An 18,432-nucleotide genomic window follows, 5' to 3' on the forward strand; every position below is an offset into this window, starting at 1 on the left:
GTTCACCTTGAATAAAGCGCTTCATGGGCGATCCCTGCGATGAAATCCTCAGAAATCATAGCAAGGGTTCGCAAAGGCGTTTTTACACACTCTGGGCCGATACCGGACTCTCCCAGGGCGCGACTGAAAACTGGGAATGCTTGGAATTGGCTAATTTTACCAGTCTGGGTCGCAGCCGGAGTGGGACTCTACAGCGCCGTTGATCATTGTTGCGGATAGGCCGAATTAGCCTCCCTTTATGCATTGGCGACGCTCAACGATTAATCACGGCAAACAAGTAGATATTGAGAAATGAGCAAAAGAACTTGGTGGGAAAAGACGGTCGAGTACAAATTCGTGGTTGATGCCATGTTGAAGGAGCGTTGTGATTTTGCTGCCCCTTTAGCAGGAAAGCATGAACGCGCGGGAGGTGACACCATTTTTGGATTAGGCACCCGCCTGATTCTGGTTGAATTCAAGCGTGATCTGTCCGAGGTTCCATCTGAGAAGGAGCTCTTCGACGATTACGCGGAAGCAACGGAAAAACTAAGCAAATATGATCACCACTTTATAGTGTACGGTGAATTTATGTTTGGTCCGCCGGAAAACCTACAGTTGGTTGCTCAACACTATTTCTCTGAGCCCAATGTGAATTATTCTGCTTTGGATATCCTGGATTTTGGGGTGACGGAAGCAAATTTTAATAAGTACCTAGCCATCTTGGCTAAGCGCAAGAAGCCAGATGGCCGTGGGAAAGGGAAGAAGCATGTGACCTCACTGGCCATGTCCGCAGTAATCGGCGTTTCAACCGATGGTAAAATGATCGGATCAGTATCTCTGCACGATTATTCTCCGAAATTGTTCCCTTCTCTGGTGCTGCCACCACCTTCACAACAATTAAGCTCGCCTGAATTTGGTGCTAGATCATGAATTAAACATGTTGGGCGGTCGAGATTTTATTGTCCGATGAGTGCCAGTGCTTCCCGTTGCTTCGTTGCTTCGTTGCTTCGTTGCTGGCACGTTTCACGGCGAGCGAGTAGCTGTCTCAAATCTTAGAAGAAGAGAGTTACCGCTTGAAGTATGGGAATTCGCGCGAGCCGCGCTTCATACCAGGCGACCGGGTCTGCCGAGCGAAAAGAACCATCGAAGCCGAGGACATCTGCAATAGGTTTCAGCGCATCAGATTACCGCCACCATTTGGCACCAGCGTGCCCTCCGACTGTTTTTGGTCCACTGTCGCCGGTCGCGAGGAGCAGCTTTGGGTCGATTCTGTTGAAAAAGTCGGCCATGGTTTTCGCAGCTGAAAAGTACCCGTCCGAGATTGAAATCTTTTCTTTCGGTTGAGGCTTCCAGACGCAGATTTCACGCAGCAGCGTGCAAAGGAGGAGTTTTCACCAGTCAATGATTAGGCAGTTTGGGATGACTGACTTTTTCAACAGAATCGGCCAATAGCGGACTGTCGCAATCCTAGAATTCAGGTGCGAGTGGCGCGCAGACTGTGAATGGCATGCACTCGCCATCAGCCCAGAAGCTCCAAGCTGCCCCTGCAAAATGGCTGGTTAAACGTTCAACGTGGCTAAGCTAGGACTCGGTCCAGAGAATCACTCCCCAAAAGCGGTTGTGCTCCTCATCGCGTTCAGCCAGCGCAGCGGGACTGAGCCTTATCCTGAAAACGAGCGTGCTGATTGGCTCTGGCTTTGCTACATTAGCTAGCTATGTATGGACGCATATATCCCGAGTCAATTTCTCATGCGAAGCAATAAACGCAGCATTCTTACGCCCGTAAGTCCTATTTTGATTCCTAACACAAAATCTTATTGGGCTACGCATTTCTACAGCGTATTGAAGTGCATTGACTTGCACAAGAACCTAATTCACTCCCCGCGAAATTTTAAGGATTTTCCACAGTGGAGCATGAGCCTGTTAAGAGGAAATCTTCCACAGGGCTTTTTCGGTACAATGGAATCGTATCTCATGAATTGGGGGGTGCAGTATTTCCTCGCTAGCTTTTTCAATCAAAAGTTAGGCGGACATTTGATAGTTGAGCTTCTGGAGCGACTAGAAGACATGCATGGTGTCTGCTTCAATAAGAATTTGGACTCCTTCGCCTTCCATGTATCGGGAAGGGATTCGGCCCTGAGCTATCGGCTGAATGATAGATTTACCGATATATTCCCATTTAAAGACTTTGAGGGCAATGTGCAGAATCTCATCGCCTTTTCCGATCTGTGCCTAGTGGTCGATAACAGCTTCAATGGTAGTTCGGTGGCCATCTTTGGTGAAGTGGAAGGGATTTACGGGAACAAGTTCAGGTCCGAAAATTACTGGGGAAAGAAGCAGGAGTTCTGTGTTTTTGGAATAGGTACTGTGTCGGGGGAGCAGAAGCAGATCTGGTTCGAAGAGGCCCGACGTAATGGCATCGACAGAGTTCTGCTTATGATCGAAAAATCCCACTTCATCGTAACGGATTTTTCCCAGGCCATCCGCTGTTTTAAATGGCTTTTCTCTAACGGCCCAGCGTTTCAGGATTTCATCGGTGATGAAGAATTCAAGTGGTTCGCCAATCAAATGAGGACAAGATGGTCTGATCCGATTGAGACAGTTTTTCTGTTCCTTGAGGCTTTCATTGACGGCGGTGACCTTGTTGGTTTCAACGAAAATGAAATTAAGATCATAACTGACATTCAGGCGACTTAAGGCAGAACACGATCTATAGTGCGGGCACTCTTCGCCGGAAGAGACGTACCCACACCGAGCATCACCTGCCCATAATGCGTTAAACACAACATTAGGCTGCTTTTGTGCGTTAGATATCTTCCGCGAAGGGCAGCCTTGGGTTGTGGACGTTCGATTTTGTCCGCTTACGATCCAAAGATGACGGTGACGACAGGCAAAAATCTGATGAGGGTAGTCATTCCCTACGTCAGCGTTGGGTCGGAAGAATTGACTACTAATCGGTTGTCGCTTATGTGGCAGTAACTGATCGACTTGCACCGCCCGACGCCCCTATCTGAGCCTGAGCCCAACCATGACCGACCCCGTAAGCACCGCGACCTCCTCACCTCAGGAGCGTCAGTGCATGCTCGCAGAAAGGGGCTGGGAATACCTCAAGAGGCTATGACAGATGCCGCAGAGATTGATAGATCGCGCATGGGTGAAATCTAGCGTGGCGAACGAAACGTTAAAATTTTGAACGCCATCAAGATCGCCGCAGCACTAGATATAAAGCCTTCAGCCCTACTAGAAATAGCAGGGCTATAGGTCTCACAAATTTTTTCTTAGCAACTAATCAATTATACAAACGAAATGGCAGGTCTTCTGCGACGGCTTGCCCAGGAGTGCAGAGCCACTGCCATACCTGTTGTTGTGTTAGGTTTCCTTCGCACAATCGCAATAGCGCCTCACCCAAGTCTCCGCTTTCAACTACGCTTAACCGGCCACAGGATGCAATTTGCTGTGGCACACTCGGATCTACTCCGGGGTGGCAAAGAGTCACGCAAAAACAATCTCTAAAGCCATGAATTTCGGATGCCGCTAAAACCTCTACCGCCTTATTGTAATCGACAAGCTTATCTCCCTCCTTCGATTTTAGCTCGACCACAACCGAAGGCGAATCGGAGAACTTGATTAGATAGTCGGGCGCGCCAGTTTTCGTCTTGTCATCTAATTTCTCAAATACTACACCCAGCTTATAAAGCACCTGTTCGAACGCCACTTCAAATGCATCACCTTTCGCCTCATAATAGCTCTCAATTAAAACCTTGTTATCGCATCTGCTAGCTCGCTTCAGATGCCTTATAGACATTCGCCTCCGCTGGTCAACTTTCCAATCGCGACAAGCGTCTCGTACCCAGTTTGCTTTAGCTTGCGCATTAGGCTTAGATTTTACGAAAGCTAAAATCCTTGCCGCATTCGCCTCAGGACTGCCAAGCATAAGCAATTGCGGCGTTGTGATTCCATGTTTCTTCAAGAGCAACATTTCATGCCTATACAGCTTTAAAGCACTGCCCGCCGCAGATACCCCTGTCATCCAGAGAATGTCGTCCGGCAACCCCTCTTGGACTCTGCATGCTAATCTTCGAATGTAGCGCGTTAGCTTAGATATAGCGCGTAGTAAAGTGTCATCTACTCTTAATTGTGGTGGACGAAGAACTGGCGGCACACGCTTATCGGCGGCGGACATAGCTATCCCGGCCAAGCCCTGTAGTACCCAAGATAGGTTTCTGTTCATTTCTTTGACAGCGCCGGCACTCAGAGATTTAACTTCGCGCTCAATTGCCCTAATCTCAACACCGCTAGTCCACTTCTGGCACAACCATGCCGCATTAGTAGGCACTGGATCAACTTGCCAAAGTGACTCCATTAGGTCATCTGCGAGATGCTGTGCGTCATAAATGGCATCCTTTAACTGATAAGGCAAGAACCGAGTAGGTTTAACTCCATTTCTCGGACGAAACTCAGGACTGGATAAACATGCGGAAAAAATAAGAATCTCTAGTCTGGCTTTTAGATCCGCCGAATCAAGCTGCCCAATGAGTTCTGCCAAATAACGTGACTTCCTAGAAAGGAAGTTTATTAAAAACACTCCGGTTTCAGGTAGCAAACCACTGAACCCGACCGCTCGCCCCACTGGCGTGGGGCTCAGCTCTCCACCAGATGTTTCAACGACGAAGCCAGCATCAATCAACCCGGCCAGAGCGACACCGACTTTATTCGGCCACGTCTTAAATGCAGTTAAGTTGTTATCTTCCTCCCTTAAAGCACTGAACGTTGTGCAAATAAGCTCTTCCAGTTCGGCTCTATTGTTGCACAACCCTGAAGATATCAGTTGCAGTGAAAGTTGACCAAACCTAGCAGGTGCAATTCGTGCTTTGATTTCAGGCAGCTGATGTATCGATAGATAACTTGTAGCTAATGCGCGTTGCGGCCCTGTGCCAAAGTATATTACACGCCCTTCTGCATGATCGAATCCCATACGTCCGACCCGCCCGGACATGTTGTGAAACTCTGCGCTATCTATTGCGACATACTGCCTTTGTTGGCCGTCCCAACGCTCCCAACTAGCAAATACTGCTGCCCCTAGAGGAAAATTCACACCTGCCGCTAAAGTACTTGTGGCAAATACAACATCCAACTTGTTTTTTGACAAGTAACGCTCTACCACTCCGCGTTCTTCGTCTGTCAAATCCGCGTTATGGCTCGCAACACGGAGATCCAGTATCTTCGCTAGCATGGTGTTGGCCGAAGTTTCAGGTAAGGTTTCAAACTCTAGCGACAACTGTCCTTGCTTACCCTTGTGGTACGAAGCTACAAAAGCCTCAGCAAGATCATAAGTATCTTGCTTTTTCATGCAGAAAACTATAATTGGAAGTGGTGGATTTTCTTGTTTAAGCAGATATGTTAAAGCTGAAATTGTTTCCGCTTTAACTCCCGCAGGCAGTCGCTTGTCCGATTCCATAACATCAGGTTTCGCGCTGCTTACTGAATAAATCTGATCACCAATCCAGCATTCATACCACAGATGTTTCTCGCGCTTCTGCTCTAAAATAAGCTTAACGCGCAGCCAGTTCGCTAAGTCTTCAGCGTCCTTGCTCTTTAAAACTGCTGACAACCCTACAAACTGCTTCCAACCCGCATTCCTCATAAGTGTTAGAAGAACTTCAACATTTTGCCCGCGGTTTTCATCTCCCATTAGCTGGATTTCATCGCACACGACAATCGTATTTTGCATGCTTTTTGGCACCCCTGATGCCGACAGCAGCGCTAGGTACTTTTCATATGTAGCAATCACCAGCGGAGCACTTAGAGGAGCCGCAGAATACTGTCCCACGGCATCTTCCACGTAGTCCCCCGTGGCAATAACCATGGAGGCACCATCACCCCCTAAATACCTGTCCAACAACAACGCTTTGAAGTCTTCAAATTTCTGTTTGGCCAGTGCGCGATGGGTTACCAAATATACTGTTTTATTCCCAGCGAGCAGTCCTTCAGCAATAGCCCATAGCCCAATTTGAGTCTTTCCCGTGGAGGTAGGGGAAACCACCAGCATGTTTTGTCCATGCGCCACGCCAGACTCAAGCGCGAGGTACTGAACATCAGTGAGGGATATCGCCCCCTCGGATCGGTAGACCAACCCATCAGTCACAGATGCGGACAGACCGTGTTCTACTGGAAAGGTATCCCTCATGCCTAGCAACTCCTGTCATGCGTATGGGTGCAAGCGCCCAGAGCAATCTGGGCGCCGAGTGTCCGGATTCGGCAGAAGCATACGTAGCATTAAATGGCCATATTGGCCATCCTACTAAGCGTCAGAGCGGCAATCTGGGAAGAAGCAGGGCGGTAAAATGCACAGCCATAAAATCTGTAACTACATGATTTTTAATAAAATCATACTGGATCACCTAGTGGATTCGCTTTTCCCCGGCCCGCCACTTTGAATCGCTCCTGGTTTCTCAGAGACCGATTGACTGGTTCTGGCCGTTTTTGACTATCGCCACCGGCAGCTATGGGTCGTTAGCAGCGAATGCCCCACCCACCCTTCTGATCCGCTACGTGCTCCACGTCGGTTTGTAGTCGTCTAAACCGGACACCCCCTAGGCGAAAATCATCGCCGATCAACTATGTAAAAGCATAAAGCCCGGTAGTTATCCGGGCTAAGCGTTACTCGACCTTTGCGTTAGACCATCGCGCTCGGGCTTCAACCAAGGCCTCGGTATGAGTCATCGGCTCACCGATCATTGTAAAGGGGCAGTACCCTGTTACGAGCACTGCCCAGTGACTGCGGCGGGCTTCACCATCGCTGGCCGCAACTTCGACCATCAGTTCCAAACGGTGCAACTTAATATAGCGGCGCTCCTCCTGTGTCAGCCTGCTAGATGGTGAGACGCTTAAGCGGTTGCCCACCACCTTGGCACTGAACCCACGATCATGGAGATAGTCGATAACTCTCATTCAGAAGGCCTCCGCGTCGGACTCATCGAAGACCATGTCCGGCGAAGTACTGGTGGTGTCGGGGGATAGTTGCCGACTCGAAGTCCTGCAAGTCCCAATGTCCTGCTCGGGGTAATCGTCTGGCAGGACATCAGGACTTGCAGGACATTGCTTCGATAACTTTCTCCCGATGCCCCACTTCACCGTCCCCCCGGATTTACCCAAGGGCTTGCACTCGATGCCTATCTGCCGAAGAGCTGGAGCGGCACGTCGCAGGGCGTCCCCTAGCCCCTTCGCGGAACGCGGCCACGAATCGCAGCCGGTTGGACGGTACTGTTCCAGGGTACGCAGAATCTCTTTTACCGGGGCGGTCACTCCGTGCGGACGCGCCTCGACCAGTTCCACTACGGCGGCAGCTACCGGGCTAGCGTCAATGGTGCGAGCCAGACTTTCCTGCCGACTGGAATTGAACTCGTGCAGGAAATTCTCGGGCTCATATCCCGCTGCGGCGGCGACAGCCATACCGAGGCGAGCGAATTCAACCAACCGCGGACGCTCGTCAGCGGGGATGTGCATCTGCGGCGCTAACTCCAACGCCTTGGCGAAAATATCCAGCAGCGCCCCCAGCAAACATGGACGCTCGGCTTCGTACTCCCGCCAAAGGTCTGTCACTTCCAGCCGCTCGCTGATAACTGGCGTCTCGATAGTGATCGTTCTGTCCACCAGATCTTGCGCCGTGACTGCCGCAGATATGCCATTCAGCACGACAGGGCGCTTCACGCTGATAACACTTTCGTCGGCATCCGAGTACAGCTTGCGCTTGGCAAAGCCGCCTCCGGTTGCCAATACGCACATGGCATCCTGAGTTGCTGCGGGCAAGTGCGAGACGTTCTCCAGGCTCACTACCGCACACACACCAGCAGAAACGAATAGGTCCTCCGACGACTTCGGTGCACTGCGCAATGGGCAGGAATTCGGATCAATGAGCTGGCGCAGTGCTGTTTGTGTCGTGCTCTTGGCACTCCCCTGCTCGCCCAGCAGCTCCAGCACTGGATAAGGCGTATCAGGACGCAGGCATTCGATCAGCCAAGCCAGGGCCAGCAGACGGGAGCCGCGCGGGATGTTCGCCACGTGCCAAAGTTGCTCGATCGATCCACCAGGAACTGGAGCCGGAATCGGCTGCATGGATTCAGGTCGAACAAACATGGCCTCGGGTGACTCTACGATCTCCCACTTACCCGGCAGGATGCGAACCGCTCGGCTACTGCCTGGCCCAGCCAGGTCGAGAAAGTAATCACCAGCGGCGCCAGCAGTGCGCAGGTGTACCTTCTGACAGTCTCCATGGAATCGACCGAGGCCGGCCAAGGTGCTCAGCGCCTCCCGGACCGATTGATCTCGGGGTGCCTTTCCGCTGTCGGAGTAAAAGCCAGCGACCAGCGCATCTCGGAACTGGCGCGCGGCTAGATTGCGCACTTCGCCCGTTGTGCGATCCTTGGCGAAGACATCCTTGTTGTGATCGTGGAACAGCTCGAAGCGTTGCTCCACGAACTTGACCAGCAGAGAAGCTTGGCTCTGCTTTTCGTCAGCATCATCACCGGGCTCGAAGTGCTCCTCGACTGGCTGCTGATCATCGTCTTCGAACTGGTGATTGCCGGGAGCGCTCACCATTTGCAGCAGTTGCTCGACGGTGCCGCCCGCGTCCAGCCAGTCGGATACGTCGCCCTTCGGCAGCAGCCCTGGAAGGCAGAGCACGCGAACTTCGGCCTCTGCCTGACTCAGCGCCCGACAAACCTTGTCGGCGTGCTTATGTCCCGGCTCGTCGTTATCCGCCAGAATTACTACGCGGCGGCGCGCGAAGGGTTCATTGAGTACATCAGGCCACTTGCCAGCGCCACCGGCATTGCAGGTTGCGACCAGCCCCAGCGACTCCAGGCGCAACACGTCCTTCTCGCCCTCCACTACAAACACTGGCGTATCCCAGGGCGCGTCCAGCAGTTGCGGCAGATGGAAGGGAACCTGACGCACACCCTTCACCGACCACACCCAGCCGCCTTTTCCGTCCGGGCAGCGCTGGCGAAAGTCCTTTGGCTCGTAGCGGATAACTTGAAACAGAACGTTATCGTCTTCGTCGGTGTAGTCATAACAAGCCGACATGCGACGGCTGGCCGGTAGGACATCAGGACTTTCAGGACTTGGGGCCAGCTGCTTTTCTTTTAAGCCGTGCTGCTCAAGCCAGCCAATTTGCTCGGCCCGACTTGTGATGCCGGTTTTCCAGGCAATCAAATCCAATACGCCACCACCGCTTCCGTCTTCGTGCGAGTGCCATACCCCCTTTTCCAGATCAACGGAGAGGGAGCCATGCGCTCCGAATCGAAGCTCGGTCGGCTTGCTCTTTGCGGCATTTGGCTCGCCAAGAAGGTAGAGCGCTACTGGCCCAATCATGGATTTCAGCCAAGCCGATCCCGTCGGCGCATAGGCGCCGTTTTGACTTTTCATGGGTTACACCCCTAGCTGCTTGGCTTTGCGCCAGGACCAGAGAGAAGAAGACTGAGAGGAATCAGCGTGCAGGGCGGCCATTACGCGAAGCTTCCAGGACGCTGCAAGTGATGATGAATAGCTCATACTGCGTCCCTCGCTTCAATCTTGGTCTGTAACCAAGCCTCCACCTCAGCCAAGACGTAATAAGCAGCGGCTTGACGGCTTTCGTTGGCCTTAATTGGCTTCGGGAATGTCGGGTCTTTCTTGCGGAGCTTGTCTAGACCAGAGCGGGACAGGTCCAGCCATAGACAGAGCGCTGGCTGACGGATGAGAGCTTTCGGGGGAATTGTTGCTGGCTGCATTTGAGTGCCTCCGTATCGGGTACAGAGCCATTTTTGTTGAACCCCCGATTGCTGTCGCAGTGCTCAAAAGAGATTAGTTAGAGGCTTTTTTCCCCCTTTTTTTTTGCACGTCGGATCAGTTTTTCGATTTCGACAATATCCTCTGGCACCTCGACTCCTGCGGCAACGAGAAGCTCTCGGGCGAGTTCTGCAGCTCTGCGTTTGGTCATCTTCGCTAAGGATGACTGCCGTAGCTTGTCTGCGGTATCAGCCAGCAAAGCATCTCGCGGAAACTTCGGCTTCACGCCCCGAATAGTTGGAGCGGCTTCCAACTTCTGCTCGGTAATATCCAACACATCGGACACCACGGTGGCCTTCGCCTCAAGGTCAGAAAGCAAGCCACCGCTGAAAAAGCCCCCATGGCTACGCCAGCTGGCCTCGTTGATGAGACCCTCGACGAAAGGAGAGAAATTGCTTAGCCGCTGTAGCGCTTCACGAAGACTCAGGTGCGCCTGCTGTATTTCGCGAATTTCTTCGTGGCGCGCGGGTCCTTTTTCCGTTTCGCGGGTGACCGCTCTGTAGGGCCCAAGTCTTTCCTTGAACCACTCCTGAAGATCGCCGTCGTGATGTTCGGCCAAGTCAGCGATAATTGTCTGCGCAGCATCAGACAGGCTTTCATCGACCAAATCACCTGTACCCCATTCGTGTTGATTGTCGAATACTGGAAGTGCTTTTGATCGCTTGCCTCGTTTCGTCATGCTCGTATCCCCCGTATCACGCTCACAACATCAGTGTCCGATGTGCAAAATCGTAGGGTGTAATGTGCTTTTCCCGGTTGGCGTCAAGGTAGTCGGCCCACCAAGTCATCATCAGTCGGCGCTCTTCCAAGTGCTCAGCCTTGTGGATATAGGCGGCGCGTACGCCGTTGCGCTCTTGGTGGCTCATTTGCCGTTCAACCGCGTCACGCGACCACAGGCCGGATTCGACCAACGCGGAACAGGCCATAGTGCGGAAACCGTGCCCGCAAACCTCTATCTTGGTGTCGTACCCCATGCGGCGCAGTGACTTGTTTACAGTGTTCTCCGACATTGGCCGCCAGTGGTAGTGATCGCCCGGCAACACCAGATCAAAACGCCCGCTAAGCCGGCGGATCTGCTCTAGCACTTTAAGCGTCTGGCGTGACAGAGGGACAAGGTGCGGAGTCCCCATCTTGGCCCCTCGATGCGATCTCTTGACGCCCTCGATGGGTACCCGCTCGCCGGGAATCGTCCACATGCTCCGGGCAAAGTCGAACTCTGGCCAGCGAGCAAAGCGCAGCTCACTAGAGCGAATGAACACCAGCAGAGTAAGGCTTACGGCAAGTTGGGTCAGTGGGCGCCCGGTGTCGGCCTCGATGCGTTGCAACAGCTCCGGTAGTCGCGCCAAAGGTAAAGCCGGGCGGTGCTTGGTCTTGCGGGTAGCGGTCGCCCCAACCAGATCAAGCGCGGGGTTGTATTCGATCAAGTTGTGCTGAACGGCGGTTCGCATGATTCCGGTGATGCGCTGGCGCAGTCGCCCAACCAGATCAAGCGCGCCGCGTTTCTCTACCGCCTTCAGACAGACCAGCAGGTCGCGGGTTTTCAGGTCGGTTACGGGGCGTTTACCAAGCATGGGGAAAAGATCGACCTCAATCTCTTTCAGCACCCTGACCGCGTGATCCTTCGACCATTTGCCGGCCATACTGGCGAGCCATTCCCGGGCCACCGCCTCAAAGGTGTGCCCCGCCTCACTGGCCGCCTCGATCTTTGCTTGCTTAGCGCTCTCGATAGGGTCCTGGTCATGCGCCAGCAATTCGAGTGCATCGGCTCGACGTGCACGGGCGGCTTTCAGAGTGAGGGCCGGGTAGTTGCCGAACGTAGCCAGACCAGCCTTACCGCTTGGCTTCTTATACTTGAAGCGCCAGACCTTGGTGCCGGTAGCCTTTACAAGCAAAAAAAGCCCCTGCCCGTCGAACAGGGTGTAGTCCTTTGCGCGGGCCTTGGCGGCCTCGCATTTGGGGTCACTAAGGGGGATTACGGTGCGCGCCATAGGTATACGCCTCGATATCGAACCGATATATACCTAAACGTATACCTAAATCCTGGGGCTGTATAGGAACATACGGGGATATTCAGACACAAAAAAAACCGGCTACAAGGCCGGTTTCTCTAGGTTTCAGGTGTTTACGGGAACATCTGAAATCATACTATTGGTGCCCGAAGCCGGAATCGAACCGGCACGCCCTTACGAGCGGGGGATTTTAAGTCCCATGCGTCTACCAGTTTCGCCATTCGGGCGGTAGCGCGGTGAAGCATTCAAGAACGATCAAATTAACAATCAGTCCTTTTTGCTGCTGATGCGACAGGGGGAGAAATATATACAGCCCTTCCCCTCTAAGCAAGTTCACTGACGTCAAATTCAAGACAAAATCTTGCTGCGTACCGCAAATAAAAAAGCTCCGTAAATCAGTGATCTACGGAGCTATTTTATAGTGGAGGCCGACGTCGGAATCGAACCGGCGTCGATGGATTTGCATTCCATCTATAAATCGCAGCATTTCAATAGGTTAGCACTATATTCATTCCGCAATCCAGCATTTTTTCACAGTCTACAGCCCATGTGGGCTGCGGAACTCACTCTGAGTTGCGGAGCTATTTTCGCCCCTCCCCCGGCGTCCTACCGACCGAACACAATTCCCCAATGCAGGCACCTAAAGGATTGATATTTCCAAACACCATCAGAGGACTGTCAACCCCAGCCCGGCCAACAACATGCCGGCCTGACTCCTGGAGATGATCGCGCCCTTGAACAATTTAGCGTCGACCAAGCGAAGCCCCTGCATGCTTGCCTCACGCAGATCCGCGTCATCGAAGCGTGCATTATTCACTCGAGCCATAGACAGGCTGCCGCCTTCGACAAATACTGCCTTACGAAAATCGCAATAGGTCAGATCAGCATCGCTAAAATCGATCTTGTGCAACTCCGACTTGTAGAAAGAAATACCCGATAGCATGGCGCTGTTCAGCAGGCAGTCAAAAAAACTCAAGCCCAGGGCGGAGACATCGCCGAAGTTGGCCCCAGTGAGCTTGCATCCCTCAAAGCGCACATGGGCAACCTTGCTGCGTTGCCAGTTCGTGTTGTTCAGATCGCACCGATCGAAGCCAGAATCAGTGAGAGCTGCAGAGCGAAAAGTAGCTTCGCCAGCGCGGCAGCTGACCCATCGGGTATTGATCAAGTTGGCAGCGGTAAAGTCCGCGCTGGTTAAAATACACCGTTCAAAATGGGCGCCTGTCAGGCTGATTCGCGACAAATTCTGCCCACTCAAGTCGATCCCCACGCAACGCAATGGTAAAGATTGGAGGCCAGCCAATTCAGCCAAGGTCTGATCCTCCAGATCCTCAGGACCGACGTTGAAGTAACCATTTTGAGCGTGCATTCCTTCTCCTGAGGTTGGGTTTGAGGGAGAGCATCTTCTGGTCGATGCGCTATCAGGTCAATATTGATCTTTTTAACAGTGTGTGAGCAAAAACTCGCTGTAGGGATGGTTACCCTTTCACCTCTTGGCAGTCACTTCTTTTGCATAGGCTTGGCAGGCCCTCAGAGGGATTAACCCCCGGTCGCCGTCGTCGGTGATGCCGATAATTCGTTGAGCATGCGCTGAGTCCAGTCGTGCGCGTGTTCCTCCATGAACCACGCCGCCGGTAGCACCACACGCTCAGACTGCCTCGACCATCTCGCATCGCTCGGATGCAGTGAAGAGATTACGACCGAGCGCCAGCGCGATGTCCAGATGAGCAGTCGGATCCTGCGTTTCCGATTCGAGCAGAAGCTCGGAGGTCACGACGCATGCACCGCAATAATCAAAGATCCCATGGTCAATCTGCGTCTTCATTGCATCGGCATAACCGTGCCGTTCATAGGTTCCTCCGTCTGCGCCACCAACGCCGACAAGATGAACGCGTAGGTGACGAAGCTTCTTCACAAGCTTGGCATCTGAACTGAAGTCGAACGCCCAGCCGTTGCCGAACACGCGATCGATCCATCCCTTGAGAAGCGCCGGCATCGACCACCAGTAGATGGGATAGACCAGCACAAGGGAGTCGGCACGATCGATCCTGGCCTGCTCGGCAGCAACATCAGCCGGCGGTGGCCCCTCCCTGTGATGTACAGCGAGGTCGGCCGCGGAAAACCTCGGATCAAAACCTTCCGCAGAGAGGTCCGCGATTTCGAAAGAGTTGCCGGCATCAGCCACGGATACGCCCTCAGCGACATGCGCAGCGAGGCTATGGCTGAGCGACCTGGGATCATGATGAGCAACAACGATTAGCGCGTGCATGTCGAAAACTCCTGCTACTGATTGAGGGCGAAAGACGAAGGCTATATACTTTTGGTAAGTTACGATCAGAAAGTTACTTTTGGTATATACGCATGTCAAGCGCCGAATCGAGAGAGCAGTCCCCCAGTCTTCAGCCGCGTCGCCGCCTATCTAGAGAGGAGAGACAGCGCCAGCTGTTGGATGTCGCTTGGCGGCTGGTCCGGGAAGAAGGCACGGAAGCGTTGACGCTTGGACGACTCTCCGAGCAAGCCGGCGTTACGAAGCCCGTTGTTTACGACCATTTCGGTACGAGGCCAGGCCTGCTCGCGGCGCTCTATCAGGAGTTCGATGCACGCCAAACAACGCTCATGGATTCCGCACTCCAAGCGAGTGAACCTACGTTAGTGAGTAGGGCTACTATCATCGCATCGTCCTACGTCGACTGCGTGCTTCTCCAGGGCAATGAAATACCCGGCGTGATCGCGGCGTTAGCCAGCTCGCCGGAGCTCGAAAAGATCAAGCGGGAGTACGAAGTGATCTTCATGAATAAATGCCGGACCGCCCTCGCCCCTTTTGCCAGAGCAGGTGATATTGCGCCTGCTGGTCTTCGGGCAATGCTAGGCGCGGCCGAGGCTCTTGCCCATGCCGCTGCAATCGGAGAAATCACCCCTGCGCAAGCGCAGGGCGAACTCTTCGAAACGATCGTCGCGATGGTCGATAGAAGTTCACGCGGCAATACTCACTATGTCGCCGAGACATAGTGCGGTCCGCCCCCCAGAAACACCAAAGCCCGGCACCACACCGGGCTTTTTTCTGCCTGCCACAAGGAGACTTAGGCATGACACCAAAGGAAAAAAAATTACCGTCACCAACTCACTCTTGGGCAGCAATAGTTGGATTATTTTGGGGGCTGGCAATTGCTGCCTGGATCTCCCCGCATGATGAATACTTTTTGGGAAACTTCACCACTTTCTGGCTGCCACATGCAGCTGTTCTGTCGATTTTGCTGCTGCTCAAAGCGCAGCGAGCAGTGTTTGCCGGTGCAGCTATCGCAATGGCGCTTTACTTAAGCCTATTCAGTCTCTGGTATTTCAAGGGGGGAGCTGCTGACTCCACGGCCATGGTCTGGCTGGGCTACTTTTTCAGCTTTCCGGGCGCGCTCATCGGAGCAGTACTCGCTATCTTCACCAAAAGTCCAACAAGCAGATCCATCGCGGTACTGATAGCGTTCGGCTGGGTAGCTCTAGGCATAGCAGTAAATCAAACGATCATTTGCTCTACTGTTATTTATTGTCTGGGAGGCTAGTGCCGGCAAGAGTTATGCGAGATGTAAGCATACGGCCAACACAGGCCGTGAACCAACAGATCGCCTGAAGCAAGAGAGCATTTCGGCACTGTTGTAGAGCATTTCGGCACAGTAACCCCCCTTTGTTCTATCTAGACTCGCGCTTCACTCTAAGACACAGATGAGATCGCGATGAAAATCAGATTAATCCTGCCTGCACTATCCATGGCTGTAGCGCTCAGTGGATACGCTGCCGACTTCTCGCTGACCAGCCGAGATATTGCTGAAAACCGACCGCTGACCAGCCTTGAAGTATTCCAGGGCTTTGGTTGCGAGGGGGGGGGAATACCTCTCCTGAGCTTTCCTGGAACAACGCCCCCGCAGGGACTAAAAGCTACGCGATCACGGTCTACGATCCTGATGCACCGTCCGGTAGCGGCTGGTGGCATTGGACTGTGGTCAACATACCGGCTTCAACCAGCAGTTTGCCAAGGGGAGTGGGTTCGAACCTGCCTACCGGTGCAGTGCAGGGGCGAACCGATTTTGGCCAGCCGGGATTTGGCGGGGCTTGCCCACCTGTAGGGGATAACCCCCATCGCTATCAATTCACCGTATGAGCATTGAAAGTAGATAGACCAATGCATCACCAGTTCATAATCATCGGCAACCCAGGACGGAAATCGTGTGTCTGGCCGCTTGCGCCATGATCGATTTCCAATACGACCAGATGCTCGTGACCATGAACAATTTCAAATCCTTTCAGCTGGTTTGCGCAGTTGGCAGGGGTAGAAAAAGCTTGGCTGTTGGGAGTGGTAACTCGCACAGATGTAATGTCGCGAAAGCCGTTGGGATGTTCAAACGGCTGCGCTCGTTCAATTGGAGCCTCATCTGGTCTCTTGGCAAACGAAAGAAAAAACCACATCGGTTCAGATATAGGCGCATGTCCCACGTCGACTTTCAGGGCAGCTGGTAAGTAAACAGGTCGATACTCCCAGACCGGAAATATTGGCTTCTCGCCTACGGTGGATGGTCTGAAGCAAATTCCAAAGGGCGCGGCGACTCCATCTGCGCACTTGAGGCGGTCAAAGAGTTGGGTTGGCGCTGTTAACTGACTTTGAGCTTCTAACTCATCGGTGAGATGTAAAAGCTCAATGAAAGAATTTCGGAAGAAGAACCTTCTATTGGCAGTGCCTTGGCCTGGGTGTACGTTTGGCGTCCCTTCGGCAAGCCCGAGGGCTTTCAGAGCGTCAGCGCCTCGACCGTCATCATTCACACAAATAAAAATGTGATCTATTTCCATCGTTAATTCCCTTTAATCCTGTGTTTTGATTGCCCAATTATTCGGCAACAGGTCAGCAACTTCACTCGCGCTGCGTCGGCAGACGTGTGAGCACGTCCTTCAGATAAGCATACGGGTCATGCCCGTTAAGCCGTGCCGACTGGATCAAACTCATGATCGCCGCCGCACGTTTGCCGCTGCGCAGTGAGCCCACGAACAACCAGTTAGAGCGCCCGAACTCCCACTGTCGGACCTGGTTCTCGACCCAATTATTGTCAATGGGCACCGCCCCATCATCAAGATAGCGTGACAGTGCTGTCCAGCGTTTGAGGCTGTAATCCAGGGCTTTAGCGATGGCAGAGCCTTCGGGTACGATCTGGCCACTCGCGCATCAGACTGAAGCTAAACGGCCTGAGCCCTGTTGAATACAGAATTCAGGCCGCTCAGGCATAGATGGATAATCGTCCAACTTTGTGGGGCCAGTTCAATTTAGGTGGACACCATGCCTGGGCTTAGCGGAGCCGGCTAGATGACTTTGCCGGACGCATACTGCGAGATGGCCAGAAACAACAAAGCCCAGCACTAGACTGGGCTATTTCACATCTGATTGAGTCAGTGAGCCAGGTCCCGTTACTCTTACGCTATCTCGTCAGCCGTTCGAGCTTAATTGACTACCGATGCACCTGGTTGCGCCCATTACGCTTGGCCTGGTAAAGCGCATCATCGGCGCGAGTCAGAAGGCTTTCCAGATTGTCACCAGGTTGCGCAAGGGCAACACCAAAAGACGCGGTTATCGTGTCGAGCACCTTGTCCGTGCCGCGCGCCTTGATCCGCAACGACTGTATTTTCAGGCGCAACTGCTCAGCATAATCGTAGGCGCTAGTGAGATCAGTGCACTCCCTCAGGATTATGCAGAACTCTTCACCACCATAACGCGCGGCAGTGGCGTGGGGTGTAAGTGAATTGAGTAGCACCTGACCGACATGTTGGAGCACACGATCGCCTAAAGGGTGACCGTACTGGTCATTGAATTGCTTGAAGTGATCAATATCCAGCATGACCAGAGCCACGCCTTGGGGGAAATCGTTCAGCGCTTGCTCCAGCGAGCGAGTGAAGGTAGTTCGGTTCAAGACCTGCGTCAGGCCATCGATTGTCGCATCCAGCTTTGCACGCTCAAGCTTATCTCGCAGGCTTTTAATCTCATTTTGAGCAGCATGCAGCTGGGAGAGGAAGTGTTCTTGTTGACTATGCATGAGCTGGGTGCTTTGTTGCAGCTCGCTCAAAATGCTCGGCAATCGCTCGTTGACTGGCTCCTCAAGCATTTCCAGGCAGCGTCCAAGACTGGCCTGAAAGTTGAGATTACCCTTCACGCTACGAGAGATATCGCGCTCCATATCATCAACCAGATGGATCGCCTGTTGTTGTCCGGCGTAAGCGTTCTCCAGTTCGTCACGAATGATGTAATCGCGAAAAAGCTTCGTAGCGGATTCCGGTGGGAAACAGTCGAAGTCTTTGACCACCCTGTCCAGGTGGCGATTGAGTTCTGGTTTCTGACCTTTGCTGTAGGTGTACCAGAGCGCGTAGTGCACGGGATTGGGTGGAATGTTGTGACGAACCATCAGGGGTACAGCTTGCTTGAGCAGAGCCGCCGCCTCGCGGGAGTCCTCGGGATATAGCGCTAGTACTGTCGCACGCGTCTCTGACTGGTTCATGACATCACTGTGGTTGTTTGTTATTGGCGAATGAAAAACAGGATGAGCATAACCATCTGTACGGCAAACGGCCATTCAACTTAAGCTGCACTGCG

14 protein-coding genes, 1 tRNA gene and 3 pseudogenes are annotated in these 18,432 nt (G+C 53.0%); 5 read left to right on the forward strand and 13 right to left on the reverse strand.

What is annotated here, in order from left to right; all coding sequences use genetic code 11:
• Window positions 1-291 precede the first annotated feature (291 nt).
• Together ACIPIN_RS06385 and ACIPIN_RS06390 are read left to right on the forward strand one after the other, a co-directional pair.
• On the forward strand, window positions 292-909 hold the full coding sequence (locus tag ACIPIN_RS06385) for a hypothetical protein (protein WP_401116757.1): 618 nt from the start codon (window positions 292-294) through the stop codon (window positions 907-909).
• Between the two features lie 1,044 nt (window positions 910-1,953).
• On the forward strand, window positions 1,954-2,676 hold the full coding sequence (locus ACIPIN_RS06390) for a hypothetical protein (protein ID WP_401116759.1): 723 nt from the start codon (window positions 1,954-1,956) through the stop codon (window positions 2,674-2,676).
• 592 nt (window positions 2,677-3,268) lie between these two features.
• On the opposite strand, the gene ACIPIN_RS06395 is transcribed toward ACIPIN_RS06390, so the two are convergent.
• From ACIPIN_RS06395 to ACIPIN_RS06440, 10 genes and pseudogenes are all read right to left on the reverse strand, one after another.
• Window positions 3,269-6,166 (reverse strand): DEAD/DEAH box helicase, encoded by a 2,898-nt coding sequence (locus ACIPIN_RS06395; protein WP_401116761.1) that lies wholly within the window; start codon window positions 6,164-6,166, stop codon window positions 3,269-3,271.
• A 473-nt stretch (window positions 6,167-6,639) separates the two neighbouring features.
• Window positions 6,640-6,930: a hypothetical protein gene (locus tag ACIPIN_RS06400; RefSeq protein WP_401116763.1), complete on the reverse strand. Its 291-nt coding sequence runs from the start codon at window positions 6,928-6,930 to the stop codon at window positions 6,640-6,642.
• Window positions 6,931-9,405: a hypothetical protein gene (locus ACIPIN_RS06405; RefSeq protein ID WP_401116764.1), complete on the reverse strand. Its 2,475-nt coding sequence runs from the start codon at window positions 9,403-9,405 to the stop codon at window positions 6,931-6,933.
• Between the two features lie 122 nt (window positions 9,406-9,527).
• A complete protein-coding gene (locus ACIPIN_RS06410; RefSeq protein ID WP_401116766.1) occupies window positions 9,528-9,749 on the reverse strand; it encodes a helix-turn-helix transcriptional regulator in 222 nt (73 codons plus the stop codon).
• A 77-nt stretch (window positions 9,750-9,826) separates the two neighbouring features.
• On the reverse strand, window positions 9,827-10,486 hold the full coding sequence (locus tag ACIPIN_RS06415; protein WP_401116768.1) for a hypothetical protein: 660 nt from the start codon (window positions 10,484-10,486) through the stop codon (window positions 9,827-9,829).
• Window positions 10,487-10,508: 22 nt separating this feature from the next.
• A complete protein-coding gene (locus ACIPIN_RS06420) occupies window positions 10,509-11,795 on the reverse strand; it encodes a tyrosine-type recombinase/integrase (RefSeq protein WP_401116770.1) in 1,287 nt (428 codons plus the stop codon).
• Between the two features lie 161 nt (window positions 11,796-11,956).
• Window positions 11,957-12,043 (reverse strand) — tRNA-Leu (locus tag ACIPIN_RS06425).
• A 440-nt stretch (window positions 12,044-12,483) separates the two neighbouring features.
• Complete coding sequence (locus ACIPIN_RS06430; protein WP_401116772.1) at window positions 12,484-13,182, reverse strand: pentapeptide repeat-containing protein; 699 nt, start codon at window positions 13,180-13,182, stop codon at window positions 12,484-12,486.
• Window positions 13,183-13,299: 117 nt separating this feature from the next.
• Window positions 13,300-13,461 (reverse strand): annotated as a pseudogene (locus ACIPIN_RS06435) (lysis protein); the annotation flags it as partial.
• On the reverse strand, window positions 13,462-14,082 hold the full coding sequence (locus ACIPIN_RS06440; RefSeq protein ID WP_401116774.1) for an NAD(P)H-dependent oxidoreductase: 621 nt from the start codon (window positions 14,080-14,082) through the stop codon (window positions 13,462-13,464).
• Between the two features lie 92 nt (window positions 14,083-14,174).
• Here ACIPIN_RS06440 and ACIPIN_RS06445 point away from each other — a divergent pair, with 92 nt between their 5' ends.
• The 3 genes and pseudogenes from ACIPIN_RS06445 to ACIPIN_RS06455 form a co-directional block, all read left to right on the forward strand.
• Window positions 14,175-14,822, forward strand: a complete 648-nt coding sequence (locus ACIPIN_RS06445; protein ID WP_401116776.1) for a TetR/AcrR family transcriptional regulator — start codon at window positions 14,175-14,177, stop codon at window positions 14,820-14,822.
• Window positions 14,823-14,899: 77 nt separating this feature from the next.
• A complete protein-coding gene (locus tag ACIPIN_RS06450) occupies window positions 14,900-15,367 on the forward strand; it encodes a hypothetical protein (protein ID WP_401116778.1) in 468 nt (155 codons plus the stop codon).
• A gap of 171 nt (window positions 15,368-15,538) precedes the next feature.
• Window positions 15,539-15,960: pseudogene (locus ACIPIN_RS06455) on the forward strand (YbhB/YbcL family Raf kinase inhibitor-like protein); the annotation flags it as partial.
• A gap of 29 nt (window positions 15,961-15,989) precedes the next feature.
• On the opposite strand, the gene ACIPIN_RS06460 reads toward ACIPIN_RS06455, so the two are convergent.
• The 3 genes and pseudogenes from ACIPIN_RS06460 to ACIPIN_RS06470 form a co-directional block, all read right to left on the reverse strand.
• A complete protein-coding gene (locus ACIPIN_RS06460) occupies window positions 15,990-16,646 on the reverse strand; it encodes a VOC family protein (protein WP_401116780.1) in 657 nt (218 codons plus the stop codon).
• Between the two features lie 12 nt (window positions 16,647-16,658).
• Window positions 16,659-16,998, reverse strand: a pseudogene (locus ACIPIN_RS06465) (transposase); the annotation flags it as partial.
• A gap of 298 nt (window positions 16,999-17,296) precedes the next feature.
• On the reverse strand, window positions 17,297-18,337 hold the full coding sequence (locus ACIPIN_RS06470; protein ID WP_401116781.1) for a GGDEF domain-containing protein: 1,041 nt from the start codon (window positions 18,335-18,337) through the stop codon (window positions 17,297-17,299).
• Window positions 18,338-18,432 lie beyond the last annotated feature (95 nt).

Source organism: Pseudomonas sp. NPDC087697, assembly GCF_044743155.1.
Classification (GTDB): domain Bacteria; phylum Pseudomonadota; class Gammaproteobacteria; order Pseudomonadales; family Pseudomonadaceae; genus Aquipseudomonas.